15 protein-coding genes are annotated in these 23,682 nt (G+C 44.4%); 6 read left to right on the forward strand and 9 right to left on the reverse strand.

Annotated elements, in window-relative coordinates:
* Nucleotides 1-32 precede the first annotated feature (32 nt).
* Together B050_RS0119200 and B050_RS0119205 are read right to left on the reverse strand one after the other, a co-directional pair.
* Nucleotides 33-2,291, reverse strand: a complete 2,259-nt coding sequence (locus B050_RS0119200; RefSeq protein WP_018475590.1) for an ATP-dependent helicase — start codon at nt 2,289-2,291, stop codon at nt 33-35.
* A 60-nt stretch (nt 2,292-2,351) separates the two neighbouring features.
* Nucleotides 2,352-3,191 carry a lysophospholipid acyltransferase family protein gene (locus tag B050_RS0119205; RefSeq protein WP_018475591.1) on the reverse strand — a complete coding sequence of 280 codons (840 nt, stop codon included), beginning with the start codon at nt 3,189-3,191 and terminating at the stop codon, nt 2,352-2,354.
* A gap of 134 nt (nt 3,192-3,325) precedes the next feature.
* Here B050_RS0119205 and B050_RS0119210 point away from each other — a divergent pair, with 134 nt between their 5' ends.
* Genes B050_RS0119210 through nadD form a run of 4 tightly spaced genes read left to right on the forward strand, consistent with a single transcriptional unit; the run spans nt 3,326 to nt 5,385 of the window.
* Nucleotides 3,326-3,916, forward strand: coding sequence for a sigma-70 family RNA polymerase sigma factor (locus B050_RS0119210; RefSeq protein ID WP_018475592.1), 591 nt, complete (start codon nt 3,326-3,328; stop codon nt 3,914-3,916).
* A gap of 29 nt (nt 3,917-3,945) precedes the next feature.
* On the forward strand, nt 3,946-4,218 hold the full coding sequence (locus B050_RS0119215; protein ID WP_018475593.1) for an anti-sigma factor: 273 nt from the start codon (nt 3,946-3,948) through the stop codon (nt 4,216-4,218).
* Between the two features lie 21 nt (nt 4,219-4,239).
* Nucleotides 4,240-4,812: a guanylate kinase gene (gene gmk / locus B050_RS0119220; RefSeq protein WP_018475594.1), complete on the forward strand. Its 573-nt coding sequence runs from the start codon at nt 4,240-4,242 to the stop codon at nt 4,810-4,812.
* 6 nt (nt 4,813-4,818) lie between these two features.
* The gene (gene nadD, locus B050_RS0119225; protein WP_018475595.1) at nt 4,819-5,385 is read left to right on the forward strand and encodes a nicotinate (nicotinamide) nucleotide adenylyltransferase; all 567 of its coding nucleotides are present in this window, start codon (nt 4,819-4,821) and stop codon (nt 5,383-5,385) included.
* A gap of 44 nt (nt 5,386-5,429) precedes the next feature.
* Here the strand turns inward: nadD and B050_RS0119230 are convergent, their stop codons facing one another.
* The 4 genes from B050_RS0119230 to B050_RS0119245 form a co-directional block, all read right to left on the reverse strand.
* Entirely contained in the window at nt 5,430-6,734 is a 1,305-nt protein-coding gene (locus B050_RS0119230; protein WP_018475596.1) for a vanadium-dependent haloperoxidase, read from the reverse strand.
* 23 nt (nt 6,735-6,757) lie between these two features.
* Nucleotides 6,758-10,099: a VCBS repeat-containing protein gene (locus B050_RS0119235; protein ID WP_018475597.1), complete on the reverse strand. Its 3,342-nt coding sequence runs from the start codon at nt 10,097-10,099 to the stop codon at nt 6,758-6,760.
* Nucleotides 10,100-10,373: 274 nt separating this feature from the next.
* Nucleotides 10,374-12,236: a RagB/SusD family nutrient uptake outer membrane protein gene (locus B050_RS0119240; protein WP_018475598.1), complete on the reverse strand. Its 1,863-nt coding sequence runs from the start codon at nt 12,234-12,236 to the stop codon at nt 10,374-10,376.
* A gap of 18 nt (nt 12,237-12,254) precedes the next feature.
* A complete protein-coding gene (locus tag B050_RS0119245) occupies nt 12,255-15,449 on the reverse strand; it encodes a SusC/RagA family TonB-linked outer membrane protein (protein WP_026236029.1) in 3,195 nt (1,064 codons plus the stop codon).
* Between the two features lie 930 nt (nt 15,450-16,379).
* Here B050_RS0119245 and B050_RS0119250 point away from each other — a divergent pair.
* Nucleotides 16,380-19,022: a DUF5686 family protein gene (locus B050_RS0119250; protein WP_044203099.1), complete on the forward strand. Its 2,643-nt coding sequence runs from the start codon at nt 16,380-16,382 to the stop codon at nt 19,020-19,022.
* Nucleotides 19,023-19,122: 100 nt separating this feature from the next.
* Here the strand turns inward: B050_RS0119250 and frr are convergent, their stop codons facing one another.
* From frr to B050_RS0119265, 3 genes are all read right to left on the reverse strand, one after another.
* The gene (gene frr, locus B050_RS0119255; RefSeq protein WP_018475601.1) at nt 19,123-19,683 is read right to left on the reverse strand and encodes a ribosome recycling factor; all 561 of its coding nucleotides are present in this window, start codon (nt 19,681-19,683) and stop codon (nt 19,123-19,125) included.
* A gap of 24 nt (nt 19,684-19,707) precedes the next feature.
* Nucleotides 19,708-20,418, reverse strand: coding sequence for a UMP kinase (gene pyrH / locus B050_RS0119260; RefSeq protein WP_026236030.1), 711 nt, complete (start codon nt 20,416-20,418; stop codon nt 19,708-19,710).
* Between the two features lie 103 nt (nt 20,419-20,521).
* On the reverse strand, nt 20,522-21,016 hold the full coding sequence (locus B050_RS0119265; RefSeq protein WP_018475603.1) for an acetyl-CoA carboxylase biotin carboxyl carrier protein subunit: 495 nt from the start codon (nt 21,014-21,016) through the stop codon (nt 20,522-20,524).
* Between the two features lie 49 nt (nt 21,017-21,065).
* Here B050_RS0119265 and B050_RS0119270 point away from each other — a divergent pair, with 49 nt between their 5' ends.
* Complete coding sequence (locus tag B050_RS0119270) at nt 21,066-23,630, forward strand: M1 family metallopeptidase (RefSeq protein ID WP_018475604.1); 2,565 nt, start codon at nt 21,066-21,068, stop codon at nt 23,628-23,630.
* Nucleotides 23,631-23,682: the final 52 nt, after the last annotated feature.

A 23,682-nucleotide genomic window follows, 5' to 3' on the forward strand; every position in this document is an offset into this window, starting at 1 on the left:
AAATATCGCCTGAGGTTAAGGGAATTTTATCTTTATTCTAAAATGCGAAGTTTAGCAAAGCTAAGTAATAAAGTTTTTTCTCCAAAATTGTCAAATTCAATAGTCGCTTTTTTATTCAATCCTTCTACTTCCACCTTCTGCACCTTGCCAAAGCCAAACTTTGGATGCTCGACTTTCATGCCGCCCGAGAGGTTTTGAGTATTGGAAGGTTTGAAATCCGGGCTTGGGGTATGGACTTTTGCCGTGGTATTTCTCCTCACCGATGGAGTCTTTAGGCCGATGAAGCCTGTCTTTCCTTCTCGCTGGCCCTGATTGCCGTAATGGCTCGCTGTGGGCTGCTGTCCGCGACGTCGGGTCAGCTTGATACAGGATGGATCCACCTCCTCGAGGAACCTACTTGGCTGACAATCTAACAATCTACCAAATCGATAACGAGTAATAGCATAACTTAAGTATAATTTTTCCATCGCTCGCGTGGTGGCCACATAAAATAACCTGCGCTCTTCCTCAAGATCTTCCCGACTCTGGATCATCATCTGGGAAGGGAAGAGGTCTTCTTCCAAACCCACCACGAATACCTGTCGGAACTCAAGGCCTTTGGAGGAGTGGATGGTCATCAGGGTGACTGCGTCTGCATTGTCCTTATCGCGATCATTATCTGTCAGCAAGGCGATTTCCTGAAGGAAAGAGCCTAAGCTTTTATCTTCATTTTCAGGATTATCGACGTACTCCTTTATTGCATTGAGCAATTCCTGTACGTTTTCATATCGATTTAGCCCTTCGATGGTTTTGTCTTCGTAGAGTTCCTTAAGTAATCCCGACTGCTTCGCGATGGCTGAGGTGGCCTCAAAGGCGTCCTTTCGCTCAGCTTCCATCTTGAAGCTTTTGATCATGGTCGCAAAGTCCGTCACCGCATTGGCTGCTCTTCCACTCAGGAAACTAGCGGCATTATTGACCGCTCTCCATAGAGGGATATCATGCTCATAGGCTGCCACCATCAATTTCTCCACGCTACTCGCTCCTATGCCTCTTTTGGGATAGTTGATGATCCTCTTGAAGGCTTCTTCGTCGTCTTGATTGACCACATAGCGGAAATAGCCCATCAGATCCTTGATTTCCTTCCTTTGGTAGAAGGAAAGTCCACCCACGATCTTATAGGTGATGTTCATTTTTCGCAGGGCTTCTTCCAGGGATCTCGATTGGGAGTTGGTCCGGTAGAGGATGGCAAAATCGCTATTGGAAAGCTTCTTATTGTTTTTTTCTTCGAATATCGTGGAGGCCACCATTCTGCCTTCCTCGTTGTCTGAGGCCGACTTGATCAGCTCAATTAGGTCCCCGTCCACATTTTGGGTCCATACATTCTTTTTAAGCTGTGCTTTATTATTGGCGATAATGGAGTTGGCAGCTTCGACGATGTTCTTGGTCGATCGGTAGTTTTGCTCGAGTTTTACTACAAAGAGATCAGGATAGTCTTTTTCGAAATTAAGGATGTTTTGGATGTCGGCACCCCTGAAGGCATATATACTTTGGGCATCGTCACCTACTACGCATATATTTTGATGTACCGCAGCCAGTTTCTTGGTGATGAGGTACTGGCATAGGTTGGTATCCTGAAACTCATCCACCATCACGTACCTGAAGCGTTGTTGGTATTTATTAAGGACATCGGGATGATCCCTAAAGAGAACGTTGGTGTTGAAGAGCAAGTCATCAAAATCCATTGCGGAGGACTTGAAGAGCCTCATCTGATATAATCGGTAGATTTCACCTACTCGGGGCTTCATGGCAGCCTCATCGTCGGCTTTGATATAAGGGTCATTCAGGTACGTTTCCCAGGATATCAATCTGTTTTTGGCGCCGGAGATTCGAGACAGGACGGTGTTGGGCTTATAGACCTTATCGTCCAGCTTTAATTCTTTGACAATACTCTTAATAAGTGACTTACTATCGTCAGAATCGTAAATGGTGAAGTTGGAGGGATAGCCCAGTCGCTCGGATTCCACACGCAGGATTTTTGCAAAAACGGAGTGAAAAGTTCCCATCCAGGTGTTTCTGGCCTCAAGACCGATTAATCGCTCTATCCTCTGGCGCATTTCACTGGCGGCTTTATTGGTAAACGTCAGTGATAAAATCTGGAAAGGATCCACATTTTTTGAGTGGATTAGGTGGGCAATTCGTAGGGTTAGTACCCGGGTTTTGCCAGATCCTGCTCCTGCAATGATCATTATTGGTCCATCTGTATGCTCTACCGCTTGGCGTTGCGGTGGGTTCAATCCATCTAAATAATCCATTCTTCTTCCTCCTATAATATTCAAAGTTAAGGTTATTTCACGTAAAAAAATAAAGGTACCTTACTTACTGTTTTTCCATCGGTTATGCGACCAAAGGTAAAGCGCAGGTTCTTTCCTTATATTTTCCTCTAGCAGGCGGATAAAAGTGTCTGTAATGCTATGCGGAGTAGGGTCATGCGGGGCTTCAGTGATCAGATGATAGGTGTACTGATAATAGCCTCTTTTTATTTTGCGAACTTCAGAATAGAAAACGGGCAGGTCAAATTTCTTTGCGAGTTTCTCGCCTCCTTCAAAGAAGCCAGTTTCCCGATTCATAAATGTAGCTGAATAACGCTGGTCTTCGCGATTAGGACGCTGATCTGCGGCCAGGCCAATGAGGCGAGGCTTATTTCTGTTGCGAATAAAATTCCGTTGGAAGTCGCTTTTTTCGATCAACGCACCACCAAATCTCCCACGCATGGTCTGCATGAGCTTCTCAAAGAAGGGGTTTTTGATCTTAAGATATACGGTGTCTAGGAAGGGCTTGGTCTGAGCCTTGAATCCGATCACCTGACCTTCCCAATTGAAGAAGTGGGCAGTAAGTCCCATCACTATTTTGCCCTGATCTATATATTCGGTGAGCTGCTCATGGTTTATGATGAGGAATCTCCGAGCTACCTCATCTTGGCTCATGGTGAGCATTTTGATGGTTTCGGCAAAGGAGTCAGTGAGGTTTCGGTAGAATTTGCGCATTATTTTCCTGATCTCTTCAGGGCTCAGCTCTGGAAATGCATGCTCTAGATTGGTTTTTACCACCTTCTTCCTATAGCCAATAATATGATAGGCAAGGATGAAAAACAGGTCAGATAGCAGGTATAAGAACCAAAGTGGTAAGTAAGAAATTACTCGGAATATAAACATTAACTGTTTTGTTACGTTAAATTCGTCCTGATGAAAGGAGAAATGGCGATTTTTGAGACTCAAAATAAATGAAAACAAGCGAATTCTTTCAAAAAATTAGTGATAAATTAAGTCTATGATTATTTTTGAAACTTATGTCTGAGGTACAAAAGAAAAAATATTCCGACAAAGAGAAGAATAGCATCTTCGACAATGAGTTTATGCCTCACATAGACTCCATGTACAACTTTGCCTTCAGGCTAACATTTGACGAGGATGATGCTAAAGATTTGGTACAGGATACCTATCTAAAAGCATATCGTTTTATCAATTCCTTTGAACAGGGCACTAATGCGAAGGCTTGGTTGTTTAGGATATTGAAAAACAGCTTTATCAACGAATATCGGAAGAAAAGTAAGCAACCTGCGAAAGTTGATTATCAGGAAGTTGAAACTTATTATAACTCCGAAAGTGTTGATTACAGTATTACCTCTGATTTGAGAGTAGATGCAGTAAAGGATATGCTGGGCGATGAGATTTCCAACGCCCTCAATAGTCTGGCTGTTGATTTTCGTACAGTCATCATATTGTGTGATCTGGAAGGGTTTACCTATGAGGAAATGGCCAAGATTCTCGATATTCCAATCGGGACGGTCCGATCAAGACTTCATAGAGCAAGGAACTTATTGAAGGAGAAATTGCATTCTTATGCAAAAGATATGGGCTACGATACTGAGGAAGAGTAGTGTAAGTTGCAATTTGAAATTAAAGTAAAATGGATAATAAGAATAACTCATCTGGCGAAAGAAAACTGGAATGCGGTGATGTGAGCAAATGCTTTCAGCTGTTAGAAAGCATTCTTGATGGAGAAGACAAGGACGCCTCAAAGGAGGTGTTGAAGGAGAAGCTTTCAAAATGTCAGCCCTGCTTCGAACATTACCACCTCGAGCAGGCCATCCGCGAAGTGCTAAAAAATAAATGCACCAAGCAGGATGTCCCTAGCGAGTTGGCGGCTTGTATCCGTCAAAAAATCGAAGATATTAAATAGCGAAAAACCGCACTCAGCATTATGGCATCCGGCAAAGCCTTTATATTCTCGGCGCCCTCGGGCTCCGGCAAAACCACCATCGTAAAACATCTCCTTAGCTCCCGTACCGATTTGGGCTTCTCCATTTCTGCCTGTACTAGAGATAGAAGAGGACGTCATGAGGTCCATGGCAAAGATTATTACTTTTTGTCCCCTGAGGAATTCAAACAAAAAATCGATGAAGATGCCTTTGTGGAATGGGAAGAAGTCTATGAAGGTAATTTCTATGGAACTCTGAAATCAGAAATCCAACGCATCTGGGATAGCGGCAAGCATGTTGTTTTCGATGTGGACGTAAAAGGCGGCCTGCACCTCAAAGAATATTTTGGAGATCAGGCAATGGCGGTTTTTGTGAAAGTCCCTAGCCTGGATACCCTCATCGAACGACTCAAAGATCGTGGTACCGAGTCTGAAGAAAGCCTCTCACGACGTCTTTATAAAGCGAAATTCGAAATGTCTTTTGAGGGGAAGTTTGATATCACCCTCGTCAACGATGATATGCAGCGCTCCTTTGAGGAGGCTGGTCAATTAATAAATTCATTTATCGAGAAATAAGGTACATTGAAGATCGGTCTATTTTTCGGTTCATTTAATCCTATCCACATTGGACATTTAATCATTGGAAATGTCATGCAGGATAGAACTGACCTAGATGAGGTCTGGTATGTGGTGTCTCCTCAAAATCCCTTCAAAAAACGCCGAGGTCTGCTCCATGAGTTTGATAGACTCCGAATGGTGGAACTGGCTATAGAAGGGAATTTTAATTTTAAGGCCATTGACATTGAATTTCATATGCCTAAGCCTAGCTATACCATAGACACCCTAGCTCACCTTACCGATAAATTTCCCCAGCATGACTTTAAGCTGATTATTGGCGGTGATAACCTCACTCATTTCCATAAATGGAAAAATAGTGATCAGATTTTGGAGCTTTTTGGACTATATGTTTATCCAAGACCTGGCGAAACGGTCACCTTTGAGCATCCTAACGTCATGTATGTGGAAGCTCCTCTTATCGATATCTCTGCGACCTTCATCAGGAAATCCATGGAAGCAGGCAAATCAGTTACCTACCTGCTCCCTCCTTTGGTGGAAGATTATATCAAAGGCAAAAAGTTTTTTGTATAATCGATTCTTCCTTCTTAAGGATAATGAAATTGCCCTGAATATCCTTATTCTACCTTATCAATAATCCAGTTTCCCACGGCTCTGCCCTGAGTCTGCCCTCGAGTAATGGCGTCCATATAGTGAATGCCTCCATATAATCTCGAGATAGCCGCCTCCTCGGCCGCCTCTATGAATGAATTATAAGGTCTTGCCGCAAGGCCATAACGCTCCTCTACCGTATCTTCATACTGAAAATTGTCTCCAAAATAATGCGTCAGGACCACCGAGGCCGCAGTGGAAACGGTGCTGTGACCACTCAGGTACTCCGGAAAAGGAGGCGTCTGAAGGAGGGGAGTCCAAGTCGGATCAATCAACTTCCGGATAGCCGTTTCTGGACGGATCCTATTGCTTCTATATTTTTCATCCCAGCAGGCAATGAACCCATCCATCAAGGTGACCGCCACCATGGTATGCCTCTTTAGGGTCTCCCCAAAGTTGAGCTCAGCCTTGGTACAGGCAATGGTGGTGATGCCCATCCAGTGCGCTCCTGGGGATATCTTCTTCATCCCCACCATCAAATGACCATTGTCCTGAAGGGCAAATGGGTTGCAGTCCCAAAATGCGGCGATCTCTCGCGTGGTATCATTGAGATTTATGTGATATACTTCCTCCAAAATCTGGAAGAATTCCGAGTCTTTTTCCTCAGAATAAGCCACTGGTGGCAAAGGCTTAAACTGCTGCGCTGAATCCAAAAAGAATGGTCGTAGGCTGTTGAAGTGGGGCTCCACTGGCGGGAAATAACCCGGAGGAGTCGGGTACCAGCTTCCCGGGCTCCCCACAGGAGTGTATCGCGGGTAGCTAGTCGTTTGGTTATATCCATCTTCCTTGGCATACTGCAAGATCTGCGTACTGATATCCTCGGCATAGGCAATGGACTGCGCGATACGCTCCTCGTCAAAGCCGATTTGACGGCAGCTGTCGAGCAAGGAGGCCTGATATTGCTGCAGGTCACTTCCGCTGGGCTGCATCTTGCTGGCCGTGTGAATCATAGCCAATACACTAGCCAGCTCCGGTGAATAGGCTTTGTATTCTTGCGGATGCTTGATTTTTGGGTAATTATTAAGCGTACCATGCATGGAGTGAAGGCTACTGTCCTGAAACGAATAGACCTCATAGCCAGACAGACAGGCGTAAGAGAAAAACCTCGCCGCAAGGGGAGGATTGGTGACATCGTGAACCATCATTTCGGTCATTTCTTCTACCACTTTACCTATCCATTCGGGATTCATCTTAGGGCTAGACCCCTGATGCTCACAGCTGGCAAGTAGCAGCAGAGAAAGAAATATGAGTAATAAACTATGATTTTTCATTTTTGACTGTGCTGGTCTGGGGTTTATTTTATCTTATAAGCTTTGATTCCTTGCTGATTGATTCCAAACAATATTTGATTATTCAAATTTAAGATGGACCTGATATCTCCTTTTAGATTAAGGCCAGAGAGAGTTTGAGGGCTGCTAGTGAATCCACCTTTGCCATCTCCCAATAATAGAAGCCCGTAATTGGCATCGCTTTTTCCAAATCGTAAACGTGCCTTGCTCATATTTCCCGCCATGAGGAGGTCCATATGTCCATCCAAGTCAAAATCCTGCCCGTAGATGGCCGCTATAGGGCTGGACTGCACTTCAATCGGCAGCTTAGCAGGGGTAAATTTTCCTTTGGTATTATTGATGAATAAACTCGTTTGAAGGTGATTAGCAGTTAAGGTTTTAGCACCTTTTAGCTCTTCCTCTGTAAATACATCTTCTAATTGAGCATCAGCAAAGCTTTCGTAACTTGGAAATCGGCTACGCATCCTTGTGATTTGGTCAAGTAGCTCGTCCCTTGTCAGGTAGGGGTATTTCTTCCCTTGGATATAGCAAAGCAAAATTGGATCGACCGAACCATTATCGTCAAAATCCTTATACACCATCTGCGCCGGCTCCGTGGCGGAGGCATGAATTTGAGAATTCTCCCCGAGATTTCCTGCAATAATTTCAGGGAATCCATCGGCATTGAGATCGCTAATATATAGTCGGTTCCACCAGCCACTGAGCTCCTCCTCAAAATAGGAAGCACTTACATTTACTAGTTTGCCATTTTGCAAGGTGTAAACCAGGATGGGCATCCATTCTCCGGTGATGATCAGCTCCATATTGCCATCTTGGTTCAGGTCAGCCCATTTGGCATCGGTGATAAGTCCGGGAAACTGGAGTTCGGGAGAGATGCTGCTGGTCTGATCGTGGAATTTCCCCTGGCCATCATTGATCAGCAGGTAGCTGCGGGGGATCTCTGGATAGCGGCCTGGGATGACCCTGCTTCCCACAAAGAGGTCCATGTTTCCATCCTTATTGATATCGGCTGCAGCCACACTACTGGTGCTCGTCAGCATACTAGGAAGGGCCGTGGAGGATAAAGTCAATTTTCCCTTGCCGTCATTAAGAAAGAGTTGATCTTGTAGCATAGGGTCTTCCGGCATGAAATTGCCATAGCCACCGTTGCCAATATAAAGATCCGGAAACCCGTCGCCATTGAAGTCGGCAATTTCTGCGCTGGTAACTTCTAGACTTTCTGTTCCCTCAAAGGCCGGCTGAGGCAGTTGATTGAATTTGCCACTTGCCTGCTGGATGAATATTTTGGAGAGGTCTCCGACACCTCCTCCGACGAATAGGTCCTCGAGGCCATCACCATTAAGGTCCGCCTTGGTGAGTGTGGGGCTGCCAAAAGATATGGGGCTGACCATTAGTGGCTGCCTTTTGAAGTCGTTGATGGTGTTGCTGGTGAGCGAGACCGATACCAAGGGAATCGCTTCCTCAAAGATAGGCGCTGCCTGACGATTTTCTGGAGGTGGAATTTTGCCGGATTTGCCTTCTTCAAGCGTTAATGTTTGGTTTGCTTTTATCTTCGTCAGTGTTTGTGCTTTGCCAGATGGCCAGAGTATCTGTAAAGAGTCGATCGCTGAGATTGACCCTAAACCAAAATGCAACACTGGGGAAACGCTAGACTGGTAGCCTCTAGTTGGCATTTGCTCCAAATACTGAATTTGACCTTTATGATAAAGGCTGATTTTGGCTCCCAGGCCATAAGTGTTGTGGTTTTCTCCCTTAAGTTGGACTTTTAGAAAATTGTTTTCAAATAAACGACTACTTTGATTTACAAACAGAAAAGCATCTTGGTTGATATTATTTACGACCAAGTCGAGGTCGCCATCATTATCCAAGTCTGCATAAGCCGCTCCATTACTATTGGAAGCATGGTCAAGACCCCATTTTTGGCTGGCATTGGTAAAGGTCAGGTCGCCATTATTGCTGAAGATATAGTTATGCAAGTTGGAGGCTGGGATTTGCTTTACCAGGTCAAGGACATTTTGCCGTCGGATATTTCCATCATTGTTTTGGACATAGTCGCCCATAAACTTCAGGAAATCCATATTAGTATAGTCTCGCAGGTAGCCATTGGTGATATATAGGTCCTTCCAGCCGTCATTATCAAAATCCGCAAACTGAGCAGACCAGCTCCAGTCTGTATTGGATATGCCGGAAAGTTGACCTATTTCGCTGAAAGTCTCATTCCCATTATTTACCTGAAGCATATTTCTCATGTATTGGTGGTTAAAGCCTGCCTTTACTTTAAAGTCAAACTTCTCGTAATTGTCGGGGGCCATGAGGAGTTTTTGCCGACGGTTTTCTTCTGGCAGCATGTCCAGGGTGATGATATCTGGAAGGGCGTCATTATTAATATCAGCGATGTCATTGCCCATCGAGAAGTGGGAGGTATGTCCCATGGACTGGTCCAGCTTATCGCTGAAGGTTCCATCGCCATTATTCATATAGAGATAATCCGGGGCGGTATAGTCATTTCCGACATAGATATCGGTCCATCCATCCCCGTTGATATCAGCCATTGCTGCCCCTAGTCCATAGGACAAGGCGGAATTATGAATCCCTGCCTTTTTGGTGACTTCTATGAATCTCCCCGAATCATTGCGAAATAGCTGGGAACCTGCAGGATCTTCCATTTTCATGATTGCGGCGGTGCTCGCCTCGTCCAGGATAGGAAGTGATTTAGGATTATGGTTTAATAAAAATAGGTCAAGGTCACCGTCTCGATCATAGTCGAAGAATACTCCCTGGGTGCTGGTGGCGGTGCTGGCAATGCCGTAAGTTTCGGCCTGTTCTGAGAATTTTGGCAGTCCATTTTGGTCAGGTCCTTCGTTGATATATAATTCGTTTTTTCGCTTTTCGGGACTTAGATTTCCTGAATAGCATACATATATATCCAATAGACCATCCCCATTCACATCCGCCATGGTGACACCCGTCTTCCAGGGACCAGGCCTTCCCGCAGTGCTGGTGGCTTCAGTAATATCCTCAAAACGCATATTTCCACGATTAAGGTATAGCTTGTTTGGACTCATATTTCCGGTGAAGTAAATATCATCCAGGTCATCACCATTCAGGTCACCAATGGCCACGCCGCCGCCATTATAGAAATACTCATACATCAGTACATTGGTGTTGAGGCCTTCTATCAGCTTGTTTTGGAAAGTGATTCCCGACTGGGCTGGACTGGCCAATTCGAAAAGTGTAGCCTCAGCAGCCTTAGGTTGGGCCTCTTCCACTTTTTCCTCTGGGGAGCAGGCAAAGGCTAAGGGGATTAGGGTGAGTAGGTAAATTAATTTTGGGTAGATTTTTTGCATAATATTGGGTTAGTGGCCAGCATAGTTTCAGGAAATGCCTCTGTTAGTCAATTAGAGATTATTGGTTTATGAAAATCAATAAGTGATGGTTTAGGGAGTAAGAATAATGGGATGGAAAGGAAGAGGTTAGTTTCCTATCGGAGGATCATCCTCCCAGGTAGTGTTGTTTTCCTCCTGAAAGCCTATTCAAGTTTAAATATAAAAAAAAGAATCTATACCTCTTTGAGTATTGAGGTATAGATTCTCTAATGTAATAGATCAAATAGGTTGAAGGTTAATTTGTGTATCCAGGGTTTTGGATAAGCAGACTGTTTCTGTTCATTTCATCCCTGTGAATAGGCAAGAAATACATTTTGTCCAGCCACATTCTATTTTCTTTTCCTGGATCAATCAGGAATACATCATAGGAGTAATCATAGACAGTGGGATCATAGCGGTAAAGGTCCGCGGTTTTGCCTGGCTTGAATGCGCCCACTATATTGATTCCATTTGCTTTACGGCCCAGGGTTTCTTCAGCGATCATCCAGCGGCGCGTATCGTGGTATCTATGCTCTTCGTAGGCTAGCTCCACTCTTCTTTCATTGCGATAGCGCTCTACCAAAGCTTCACCAGAGTCGGTGATGGCAGGCATTCCCACGCGATATCGGATACGGTTAAGCCAAATTCTCGCTTCTTCCTCCTGGCCGAGTTCTAAGCAGGCTTCCACATAGTTCAGTACGGCCTCAGTATATCTCAAGAAAGGCCAAGGGATCTCTTGCCAGGTATTTTGATCCACTATATTAGGATTTGGATCGGTGAATTTCCGAACATAATATCCTGTATAGGATCCGTTCCAATCTTCAATTGGGCTATTACGAGTGTCCAGTCCAAAGTGGACAACCTTCTTACCGTCCACTACCACCTCATAGGTTCCAGATTGGATCTGGCCCAGTGGATCTCTTGGCTGGTTGGCGGAGGATCTAGGTTTCCACTGCGAGCCATCATATAGGATGGAAGCATAGAATCTGGCATCTCTGTTTTCGTAAGGAGCCGAAGCATGCTCGGAATTATCCCAGTCAAATTCCGTTCCGTCCATCATCTCATAATCATCCACTAATAGCTGGATAGGGCTGTTTCCTGCCCAGTTATTATAGCCGTTGGGACCGTTAAACAGACCTTGACGGCCACCGTTTTCCTGCTTGGCATTGATGAAGTAGCGTGCAAAGATTAGCTCATTCTCCCCACCATTTCTGGAAAGTGAATTATTCATATAGTTCGCAATACCTTCCTCATGGGATACTGGAGCACTTAAGTTCAGCAGGTTTCCATCATCGATATCCATCACCGCTTTGGCGGCATCCCTGGCTTGTTGCCATCTACTCATACGATCACCGGTAGTATAGCCGATGTATTCGGGGTTTGAATAGCTGCTGATTGTGCTTGACTTCGCCGAAGCGGTAGGGACATCATGAAGATCACTGGCGGCATACAGAAGCACACGTGCTTTTAGAGCCATAGCTGCGATTTGGTTGGTACGACCTGACTGCATGTTTTTCCCAGCCAATAGGCCAGCAGAATCATCCAGGTCTTCTATGATATGATTGATACATTCTTCCCAGGTGTTTCTTGGGATATCATAGGATTCCTCTCCAAGTTTATAAGCTACGTCCACAATGGGGAAGGCTCCGAAATAGCGTAATAGTTGATGATTATAATAAGCTCGCATAAACTTCGCTTCGCCCATCAGCTGATCAGCCAATTCCTGATCGGAGAAAGCCGGCTCGGCGAGGTTATCGATCGCCACATTGGCGGCTCGAATATACGAGTACATATTGCCCCAGGCCAAAGTATTATTTACCCAGCCAATGTCCGCAGGGTTTGACCGAGCTTCGGTGATGGTGGTGATGCCTCTACCCGGGTGGGTAAACATCGCCTCGTCAGTCAGAGAGGCTAGCATCTGCTCGTCAAAACCTCCGTTTCCAAGACCGGCGTATATTCCGGTAACTGCTGCTTCTGCCAGAGCGGGGTCTTCCCAAACTTCTTCACCCAATACCTGATCCAAAGGCTTTGTATTCACAAAGTCCCCGCTACAGGAAGGTAAGATCCATGAACTGACCGCTATCACGCAGATATAGGTTGTTGTTTTTATGATATTCATAGTTAAGTCCTTTAGTGATTAGAATGTTACCGATAGACCTGTATTGATTACCCGAGCCTGTGGGTAGTATTGGCCTGTGGAGGCGTCTGACTCAGGATCCATAATTCCTAGCTTGTTCATGAAATTGAACAAGTTGAGTCCATTGGCAAATAGCCTTAGGTTTTTCATTCCGATTTTCTCGCCTATTTCCATTGGTAAGGTATAGCCTATCTCGAAGTTCTTTAGACGGATATAATCCGCACTTCTAAACCAATAGGTGTTTCCGTTGGAATAATATTGATCACTACGATTGGCAATACGAGGATCTACCGAACTAGGATTTTCTACGGTCCAGCGGTTTTCATATATGTCAAGGAAGTAGTTTCCGATATTTCCGGATTCTCCAGCACTGATATATTGTCTGGCACCGAAGGCTCCCTGAATTAGTATGGCTAAGTCAAAGTTCTTGTAATTCGCTGTCAGGTTAATTCCTCCCTGGAACATTGGGATATTATTCTGATCCATTCTCACCCGATCATCAGGTGTGATGGCTCCGTCATTATTATAATCCACATACTTCATATCACCTGGACGAAGGTCATTGGTGATGGAAGAGTAGTCTAGATTCTCTGCATCGATGGACGCTTGGTCAGGGAATACCCCGTCATACTGGTAAACCAGGAATGTATTCATCGGCTTGCCAGTTGATTTTTGCCAGTCTGGAGCTCCAGGAGCTTCATCCCAGAAAAGAATCTTATTCTTAGCATAGCCACCGTTGGCACTAATGGAGTAATTAAAGCCACCTTCGGTTCTGTTTCTATAACCGATTTGGAAATCAACCCCGGAGTTGGCCACTTCGCCGATATTCTCCGCAGGTAATGAAATCCCGGTAGTCTGTGGTACAGAAGCATTTTTTCTCCATAGGATATTGGTTCTTTTATTATAGAAGTAATCCAATTCGAAGAATACCTTGCCATCCATCAGCTGACCTTCGATCCCAATATTGGAGTTATTGGCGATTTCCCAGGAGATGGTGGTGTTTGGAACTCTCGTTTCATAGAGTGTTTTCGTTTCTGTGCCATCAATGATATAAGAACCAAAGCCATAAGTGGCCAGGAATTGGTATTCCTGAAGGGTTTGGGTACCGTCTCCATTGGTATCAAAATAAATTTGATCATTCCCCATCTGTCCCCAGCTACCTCTGATTTTGAAGAATTCAAGTCCTGGAAGGGCATTTTTGAAGAAGTCTTCCTCAGAAGCTACCCATCCCATCATGATGCCTGGGAAGAAGCCATATCGAGTGTCCTCCGGGAAAATATAAGAAGCATCATATCTCCATAGAAATTCTGCCAGGTACTTTTCCTTATAGTTATAAGCTGCCCGGCCAAAGTAGTTTAGCCTTGCTCTTTCATAGGCATCTCCGCCATTATCTTTTTCCTTATCACCACCGGCAAATAGCTGATCGAGGTTGTCAGAAATATAATACCTTCTGAAAGCCCAGAAATTATCACCTTCTTCAGTTTCCTTATTAGTACCCGCAAGGATATTTAGGCTGTGGTCTTCATTGAATACCTTTTCGTAGGACATCACCCCACCAAGGAGGATATTCAATTGGTTGTATTGTTGCTGACGAAGACGTGGTTCAGCAGGGCCTCTTTTACTTGGCACCAACACCGGCGTCACACCATCTGCTTCGAATCCAGTTCCTCTTTCGTATAGAGTCCATGGAATCTCCCATCTTTTGATCCCTCTGGAGAGTTTATCCACCGCAGCGGTACCGACAAATTTCAGGCCCTCTACTCCAGGGATTTTGATCGTTAACTCACCGTTTGACTGGAAGTAATCTCTTTTATCACGATCATATCCGGTGGCGTTGGTGGTGATGACCACTGGGTTTTCACCATTTTCGATATCTGGTCCCGGAAGTCCGTTTGGCCAATATGCAGGCTGATGAGGCTTTCCTCGTACCTGCATACGGAAGATGGCTCCTGCACTTCTTGTAGGATAATGTCTGTATTCTTCACGACCAAGTACACCCAGTTTTACACTGATATAGTCGTTGATCTTTGCGTCAAGGTTGATTCTAAGGTCGTATTGCTTATATCCTGTAGCGGCATTTTTATAGTAGGCATCTTGATTTTGATAGCCTAGGGAAGCTAGATACTTTACGTCTTCACTTCCGCCGATCAGCTGCAAATTATGTTTTACCTGTGGCGACCAGTTTTTGAGCGTAGCGCCATACCAATCGGTATTGGGATAATTCCACGGGTCATTGTCTGCCTTATAAGCGGCGATATCATCAGGGGAGAATGGTGCTGCTCTTTCCTGTCCGTCAGGGCGTGTATATACACCGGTAGTTTTGTAAGCTTGATTTGCATCAGCCCATTCATCCACTGGAAGTTCATAGACGCTAAGGTCGTTGAGCATTTCGGTGTACTGCGCAGCATTGGCCATATCAGGCAGTACGGTAGGCTGAGCCCATCCCTGGTTAAACTGGTAGGACAATTCCGGCTTGCCTGATCGACCACGCTTGGTGGTCACGAGGATCACGCCATTGGCCGCCCTAGAACCGTAGATGGCCGCAGAGGCATCTTTCAATACCGAGATGCTTTCTATATCGTTTGGATTTAACCTTTCGAATCCTCCTGCACGTGCAGGGATCCCATCGATTACGATCAAGGCATCATTATTACCAAGGGTATTTGATCCCCGGATACGTAAGCCAGAGCCGTCATTTCCTGGTTCACCACTTCTATTTACCGCTACCACACCGGACATTCTTCCGGCGATGGAGTTGGAGATATTCGTGGCTGGAGATTTGGCAAGATCGGCGCCTTTGACGGCTGCTACTGCTCCTGTAATGGTCTCTTTCTTTTGCTCACCGTAACCTACCACGATCACCTCATCCATGGATTGCATGTCCATCTGTAAGGTGACAGAGATTTCGTTCTTATTGCCTACCGCTACATTTTGCGTCTCGAAGCCAATGAATGATAAGGTGAGTACTGCATCTCCCTGGTTTAGGTTGATGCTGAATTTACCGTCAAGGTCTGTGACGGTACCGCGGGTGGTTCCCTCTATCAGGACTGATACGCCTGGTAGTGGTAATTTGTCTTCAGCGGAAATGACCGTTCCGGTCACCTCGCGCCCCTGTCCATATGCCATTGCTTGCCATCCGGCAATCAATAAAAGGCTCAGCATAAGGACTCTGAACTTTCGTAAAGTTTGAGTCATGTGGGTTTTTTTAAATGGTTTATTTATTATCCACAAAACCCGAAAAATAACTTAGCATTATCAGTAAACTACTGATAATAAAATTGTTAAAAATACACTTTATATCTTTTTCACGCTTTTTCGACGGATAAAGATAATTTGGTAGTGAGTAGGTTATGATAATGCCTGAGGCATGATCCGGGTTTATGTTTTACTAAATTGGCTGTAAATCATGAGAAATGCAATATCTTATTTTGAACCTTTGGTGCGTAGGTTTACATTTTCACTAGTATTTAATATTATTTTTTAGGTTAATCGTAAAAGAAGTGATGGTTATTTGCCAATTTATAAGTCGGAAACGATTGCTGCCTTTCGAAACTCTAATATTGTGTTTTCTACAAGTTTTATTTAATTAGTTCTGCAATTCAAACTCTTTATAGGACTATACAGCCTATTCAAAGCCCTTTTGCAGGATAAAAATAGTGGTCAATTTCATGAAGAATTAAAACTGCTCTTACTATTTTATTAAATGAATAGATGGTAAGATATTGATTGTGAGTAGGTTGGTGGCGAGGTATGGAGAGCTCTTTTCATGGAAGCATTTACCTTTCTGTAGTGATAAGTATTAGGCTTTGGAATTACATGCGGTTTAATTTTGAAAATTTTACGGACCAAGCTATATTTATTGCGTAAGGTTTAAATAATTGGAAAGAATTGGCAGCTATTGGCTGTCCGTTCTTTGTTTTACAGCTTCTTAGGAAGCTTTTTTTATGCCTTACATTTTTCAAGCGCCTTTTATTTCAGAATGAAACCCTTCTTCTTCGGTAAAGCGTAATTTCTATTTTTGACAGGATATGGCTTGAAATAGTTAAATAATGTCAAAGCAACCCGCCTTAAGCCTACTTGTTGAATATTATTACTAATTTTTCCATGTCAAAAAATATGGAATTGATGAAAAAATTTTTATTGTCCCTGAGCCTACTAATTATAGTCATTGGATGCCTTGATAGCAGGTCTTTATTTGGCCAGGGGATACGAGGGCGGATTATAGAGACAGATGGAACTCCCATCGCTTACGCATCCGTATTTGTCCGAAACCTTAATGATGGCATACCCACCAACCAATCCGGTGAATTTGAATACCCACTTGCTCCAGGGAATTATGATATTATCATCAGACATCTTGGCTATGAAACCCTCCAAAAATCAGTGGAAATCTCCAAGGAATGGGTTTCCTTAGAAATCAAACTGACTGCTCAAACCTATGCCATGGAGGAGGTTGAGGTGAAAGGTGGTGCAGAAGATCCGGCCTTAACGGTCATGCGAAAGGCCATTAGCAAGGCCAAGTACCATCGGCTTCAGGTGGACGAATACTCTATGAAGGTCTATATCAAAGGCACTGGAGAGCTCACCGATGCTCCCTTTTTTCTCAAGAAAAAGCTAAAAGAGGAGGGCTTAGCGCTCAATGAGGCCTATACTTCCGAGTCTGTGTCGGAGATTACTTTTCGCCAAGCCAATGAGCTTACGGAAAAAGTGATCAGTATGAGGTCTGCCGGCGAAAACAATCAAGCTTCCCCTGCGCCCTATATCGGGGCTTCATTTTACGCTGACAAGGTAAATGAGGCCGTCTCGCCTTTGGCACGGTATGCTTTTTCATATTATCGATTTAAGCATGAAGGAACCTTCTTTGACCATGGAGTGATGGTCAATAAAATCAAAGTCACGCCAAGATCCAAAGGGGAGCAGGTTTTTGAGGGGTATATTTATATTATTGAGGAGTTATGGGCTATTCATAGTCTGGACCTAAAGACCTCTATTATGGGGTTTGATGTGAGCGTAACGCAGCAGTATGCTCCCGTGCAGGATAAGGTGTGGATGCCTTTGACTCATGTATATAATTTTGGAGGCAGCTTTTTCGGCTTTGCCGGGCACTATAAATACCTGGCTTCCACCAGAGACTATAAGCTGACGCTTAATCCTGATTTAATAGCCGAAACTGAGATCTTAGACGAAAAGGTAGAGGATATCCCTGATGAAGTGAGCTCCTTCAAAAGTGAGAAAAATGCCGTGGCCCAACTTGCAGAGTCAAGCCAGATGACCCGTAAGGATTTCAGAAAGCTTATCAGGGAATATGAAAAGGAGGAAATCAAAGAAAGGGAAGATCCGGAGGTGGCCGTGATTCGAAATTATACCATTGATAGTTTAGCAAAGGAGCGTAGTCAGGTGTATTGGGATAGTATTCGTCCCGTAAAATTAACTGATAAAGAAATCCAGGGATACCACAGAGATGACAGCCTGGCCATGATAGAGGCGGCAAAAGTCAGTGATATTGATTCCTTAGCGGATATGGCCAAGAAGAAATTTAAACCGCTGGATATCCTTGGAGGACGGACCTACTTCCTGGGAGCTGGAAGGTCGATAGGCTTTGCAAGCAATTGGACTCGTTTTTCTTTCAATACTGTTGAAGGGTTTAAGATGGGATTGGGAGGCTTTTATCAGGTAGAACGAAAAGACTCCTTATTAAATAAGTCTTATTCATGGAAAATCAGCCCGGAACTGAGGTACGGCTTTACGAGCAAAACCTGGTATGGTACCATGGACTTTTATAAACAGTGGACCCACGATCGGAGCAATCTTAAATATGGCTTGAGTGCAGGTAAATATATTTATCAATATAATGGGGACCAGCCCATCAGCGAATTAATTAATGCAGCCTATTCCTTATTACTGCGCCAAAATTATATGAAGCTTTATGAGCAGCAATTTGTTCGACTTTATTTTGAACATCGGCCAAAGGACGCTTTTTCATATAAGGTAAACTTGATGTATGCGGATAGAGGGCCTTTGGAAAATCACTCTAATTACAGTTTTTATAATAAGGAAGGAAGAGGATATTCTTCCAATACTCCTGTCAATATAGAGGCTGGTCCTGATGCATTTTCTGCCAATGAATCGCTAGTGATTGAGGCAGAGCTGACTTGGAGGCCGGGGATAAAATACTATATGCGCAATGGAGTGAAATACCCTTTAAGCCAATCGGTACCCGCTATAAAATTTGAGTATGCCAAGGGTTTTTCTAATATAGGCTTGGGGGAGAATAGCGCTGATTTTGACCGCTGGGCTTTAGGCGTGAAGCATAGCATAGAATTTGGGGTGAGCGGGGATCTGAATTTTAATATCCGGGCGGGGGGATTCCTGAATAATAATAAGGTTTACTTTATGGATTATGCTCATTTTGGAGGCAATAGAACCTTATTTACAAGCATGGGAACGGTCGGTAATTATCGGTTTTTGGATTATTATGATTTTAGCACCCAGAGCAACTATATAAGTGGCCTCATACATTACCAATTCCGGAAATTTTTGTTCACTCAACTGCCCATTTTACGGTTTTCGGGGGTTAAAGAAAACCTATTCCTCAATTACCTTAAGACCGAGTATTCCCCACATTATTGGGAGCTGGGCTATTCTTTGGATAACCTATTTAGGGTTTTCAGGGTAGAGATGGGTGCTGGATTTGAGAATGGGGAATATTCTCGGGGAGGCCTGCGTCTCGGTGTGGCGACGTTCATTACTATAGGGTCCGGGGATTAGTTCTGGTGGAGAAGCAGGAGATTGAATAAGATTAAGGAACAAAAAAAGCAGCTGAGAAATCAGCTGCTTTTTTGAATAGTAGTAGGAAAAACCAGGAGGATTAAACTTTCATGATTTCAGCCTCTTTCTTCTCGTAGAGACCGTCAATCTTGGTAGAGTAATCATCGGTTAATTTTTGCACTTTATCTTCTGCGCGCTTCACATCGTCCTCAGCTGCACCCTCTTTTTGGAGTTTTTTGAGGCCGTCGTTACATTCTTTACGAGCACTACGTACGCTGATTTTACCATTTTCGCATTCGTTTTTCACATGTTTTACGAGTGTTCTACGACGTTCTTCGGTAAGTGGTGGAATGGTAAGCATGATCATCTCCCCATTGTTCTGAGGGGCAAGCCCCAAGTCAGAGTTGATGATTGATTTTTCGATTTCACCAATCAGATTTTTCTCCCAAGGTTTGATAGATAGTGTCCTGGCGTCAGGGGTATTTATAGAAGCCACCTGAGCGATAGGAGTTGGTGCGCCATAGTAATTTACCATGATGCCATCCAAGAGGTTAGGCATGGCCTTGCCGGCCCTGATTTTTAATAGTTCACTGGCAGTATGATCCACTGCCTTTTGCATCTGCTCTTGTGCAGCATCCAGCTCTAACTGTATCTCTTCCATCTTTTATCTGTATCTTAAATAGTCTTAATTTGAGGTAATCAAGGTACCAACTTCTTCTCCTTTTACCAAATTCTGGAGGTTTCCGGTTTTGTTCATATCAAACACGATAATCGGCAAGTTGTTTTCCTGACAGAGGGTAAAGGCGGTCATGTCCATGACATTGAGATTTTTCTCATACACTTCTTGGAAGGAGATATTGGTATATCTTGTTGCGTTTTTGTCCTTTTCAGGATCAGCGGTGTACACACCATCTACTCTTGTACCTTTGAGGACCACATCGGCCTCGATTTCGATAGCCCTGAGGCTGGCGGTGGAATCGGTGGTGAAGTAAGGGTTGCCTATACCAGCGCCAAAGATCACTATTCGGCCTTTTTCAAGGTGACGAATCGCTCTACGACGGATAAATGGCTCACACACACTTTCGATCTTGATTCCTGACATTAATCTGGTAAACAGGCCGTTTTGCTCTAGGGAGCTTTGCAAAGCCATAGCGTTGATCAATGTGGCCAGCATGCCCATATAATCGCCTTGTACTCGGTCTATTCCGACTTTCTCACCCTGAACGCCTCGGAAAATGTTGCCGCCACCGATGACTATGGCAAGCTCCACGCCTAGGTCTTTCACTTTTTTGATCTCCTCGGTGTATTGCTTCAATTTGTTGGAATCAATTCCATAGCCATTGGCTCCCATTAAAGCTTCTCCACTGAGTTTTAGCAAAATTCGTTTGTATTTCATAATGTAAAGTTGGTTGACAGAGCGCCTTTTTTCTGTATTTATTAAAGAATAGATAAACTCGACAAATATAATTTCTTGCTGTCAGAAAACTAAGGAAAACCACCTAAAATTGTACCAATAACTGGTTTTTTTCTACGCTATTGCCTTTCGTTGCCAGTATAGAACTGATCGTTCCCGATTGTGGGGACTTGATAATATTCTCCATTTTCATCGCTTCCAAGATAAGCAGGGGCTGTCCTACAGTGACCTCTTCACCGACTTTCACCTGTATTTCCAGTATCAGTCCAGGCATGGGAGCTCGTACTTCTGCGCTGGCCGGAGCGACCGATCCATTCATCCCCAACTTCTCTAATAGTAAGGCCATCTTATCCTTTATGCCCACCTCCACCGTCTTATTATTAATCTTTAAGGTGATTTTATTTTCCTCAGGCACCTTGGAGAGGAGCTCCACTTCGTAGGCTTGCTGATCCTTGATGACCTGGAAGCGCCGGTCGTTTATAGCCGTGATCGAAAGGCTGGCAAGCTCGCCGTTGATCAAAAAATCATCGCCTTGTTGCTCAATACTAAAATTTTCTTCGTTGATGCTTACTGAGTACATTTGACTAAATTTAGTTTTCAATATACAATTTTATCTTGAATAGGATTTTATGAATTATAAATTCTCTTTGATATTGGCCTTGGCCACAGGACTTGTTTTCTCGTGCAAAACCCCCTCACAGATCACCCAAACTCCGAATACTGAGGAGCTGGCTCCTTCGCCAGCGCAGAAACCGATGGGCGAAGAGGAGCGGGTAGCGACTTTGGAGCAGGCTATAGAGCAGTATAAGCCCAGCCCAGAAAGAGACTTCGATTTACTGCATAGTGATTTGGATATCGCCCTTGACTTGAAGGCACAAACCGTCCTCGGGACGGCGATTCTCTCTCTTAAACCCTATTTTTATCCCCAGAATACCCTTATTCTTGATGCGCAGGATTTTGATGTGCATTCGGTGAGGCTGCTAAGGACGGACTCATTGGAATTGAACTTCAGGTACGACAGCCAAAAGCTGCAAATTTACCTTCCCCAGACCTTTACCAAAGAGGATACCCTACGAGTAATGATTAAATATACTGCGCACCCTAGCCGAAATGCCGGAAATGGAAGTGCGGCCATTACTGATACCCAGGGGCTTTATTTTATACCTTCGGCTGGCGATGGTACTGAGGTGAGGCAGGTATGGACTCAGGGAGAGACCGATCATAATTCTAAGTGGTTTCCCACCATTGATGCCCCAAATGAGAGGGCCACACATGCCCTTAAGCTAAGGGTACCCGATCAGTGGACCACAATAAGTAATGGAGAACTGGTATCGCAGACAAGAAATGCTGATGGTACCCGGTCTGACTATTGGAGGATGGATCTGCCACATGCGCCCTATTTAGTAGCCTTTGCCGCAGGGGATTTTGACCGAATAGAAGATCAGTGGGAAGGTATCCCTTTGGGGTATTATGTGGAGCAGGACTATGCCGAAGGGGCCAAGAAAGTGTTTGGAAATACCCCGAGAATGCTTGCTTACTTTTCTGAATTATTAGGAGTGAAGTACCCTTGGTCGAAATATGATCAAGTGGTAGTTCGGGATTTTGTGTCCGGTGCAATGGAAAATACCACCGTGTCCATTTTTATGGAGGATCTCAATATGACGGCTAAAGAGGCTATTGATAGTGAGTTTGATGGAATTATTGCTCACGAACTGTTTCATCACTGGTTTGGGGATTATGTGACCACGGAGTCCTGGTCTAATTTGCCCTTAAATGAGGCTTTCGCTAATTATTCAGAGTATTTATGGTACAGTTTTGATGAGGGGCGGGATGCGGCGGATTTACACTATATAGGGGAGATGGAAAGTTATTTTTATGAGGCCGAGGAGAAGCAGGTAGATTTGATTCGTTTTGATTATGAGCATAATGAGGACATGTTTGACAATCACTCCTATGCCAAGGGCGGGAGGGTGCTGCATATGTTGCGGAATTACCTTGGGGATGAGGCCTTTTTTGAAGGGCTAAACTTTTATTTGACTCAGCATGCCCTGGAGTCGGTGGAGATTCATGACCTACGGCTGGCGATGGAGGAGGTAAGTGGTAAGGATTTAAATTGGTTTTTTGATCAATGGTTTTTGTCTTCAGGCCATCCCGAATTGGTGGTCCGGATGGATTATAGCGAGCCCGGTAATGTGCTGGTGACCGTGAGTCAGGAGCAGGATCTGGAGTCCAGTCCCTTGTATATTATTCCTTTTGAGCTAAGCTGGTATAGTGGAGGAGAGCGTTATTCGCGGAAGTTCACTTTGGACAGGAAGGTAAAGCAGTTTGCCTTGGAGAATAAGGATTCTGTAACGGCGGTTTACTTTGATGAGGCCAAGGTTTTGCTGGCAAAGAAGCGAGGGTCTTATGGTCAGGACTACTATAAGCAGCAGTTTATGGAATCTCAATTTGGCGTCTCCAGGTATGAGGCCTTAGATAGTTTGGCACAGTATGGTTTATCTCGGGGGATAATGGAGCGGTCTTTAGGTGATGAGTTTTGGGCGATCAGGGAGCGGAGTTTGCAGCATTTTGGAGAGGCTATAGCTGATGCAGGTTTGGAGGCGAAGGTGGAAGAGCTGGCGGCTACGGACCCGAATAATGGGGTGCGAGCCACGGCGATAGATTGGCTGGTGGCCTATGGACAGGAGGATTATAGCAGTCAGTATATGATATGGGTGGAGGATTCCTCTTATTATGTAGCGGGAGCTGCGTTGGAGGGCTTATTGACTTCATCGGGTACTGGCATTCCTAAGGCGCTTACGGCGGCCTCATTTGAGGAGGAGGGGAATATTCGGATGATTGTCCCTTTGGCGGATTACTATACCAGAGAGCGAGTGCCGGGCAAGGGAGCCTGGCTACATGAGAAGATTTCGGAGACAGAGGGGCAGTCCCTGTATTATCTGATCGGTTATTATGCTGATTATTTTGTGGTGATGCCAGAGGAAGGGACGATGGAAGCAGTGAATAATTTAGTAGATTTGGCGACTGAAGCGACTCAGCCCTATATTCGTTTGGCGGCATTTCAGTCCTTATTTGGCTTTGTAGACGAGGAGGGAGTATTGGATAAGTTGAAGAAGATATACGGTCAGGAGGCAGATGAGTCGATAAAGTCAGGAGAGGAGTATTTTATTTTTCCGTACTTAGATGAAAATTAATTGGCTGATTACGAAAAGCTTAATTAAAAAGGTAAAAAAAACTTCAGTAATT

This window comes from Echinicola pacifica DSM 19836 (genome assembly GCF_000373245.1).
GTDB lineage: Bacteria > Bacteroidota > Bacteroidia > Cytophagales > Cyclobacteriaceae > Echinicola > Echinicola pacifica.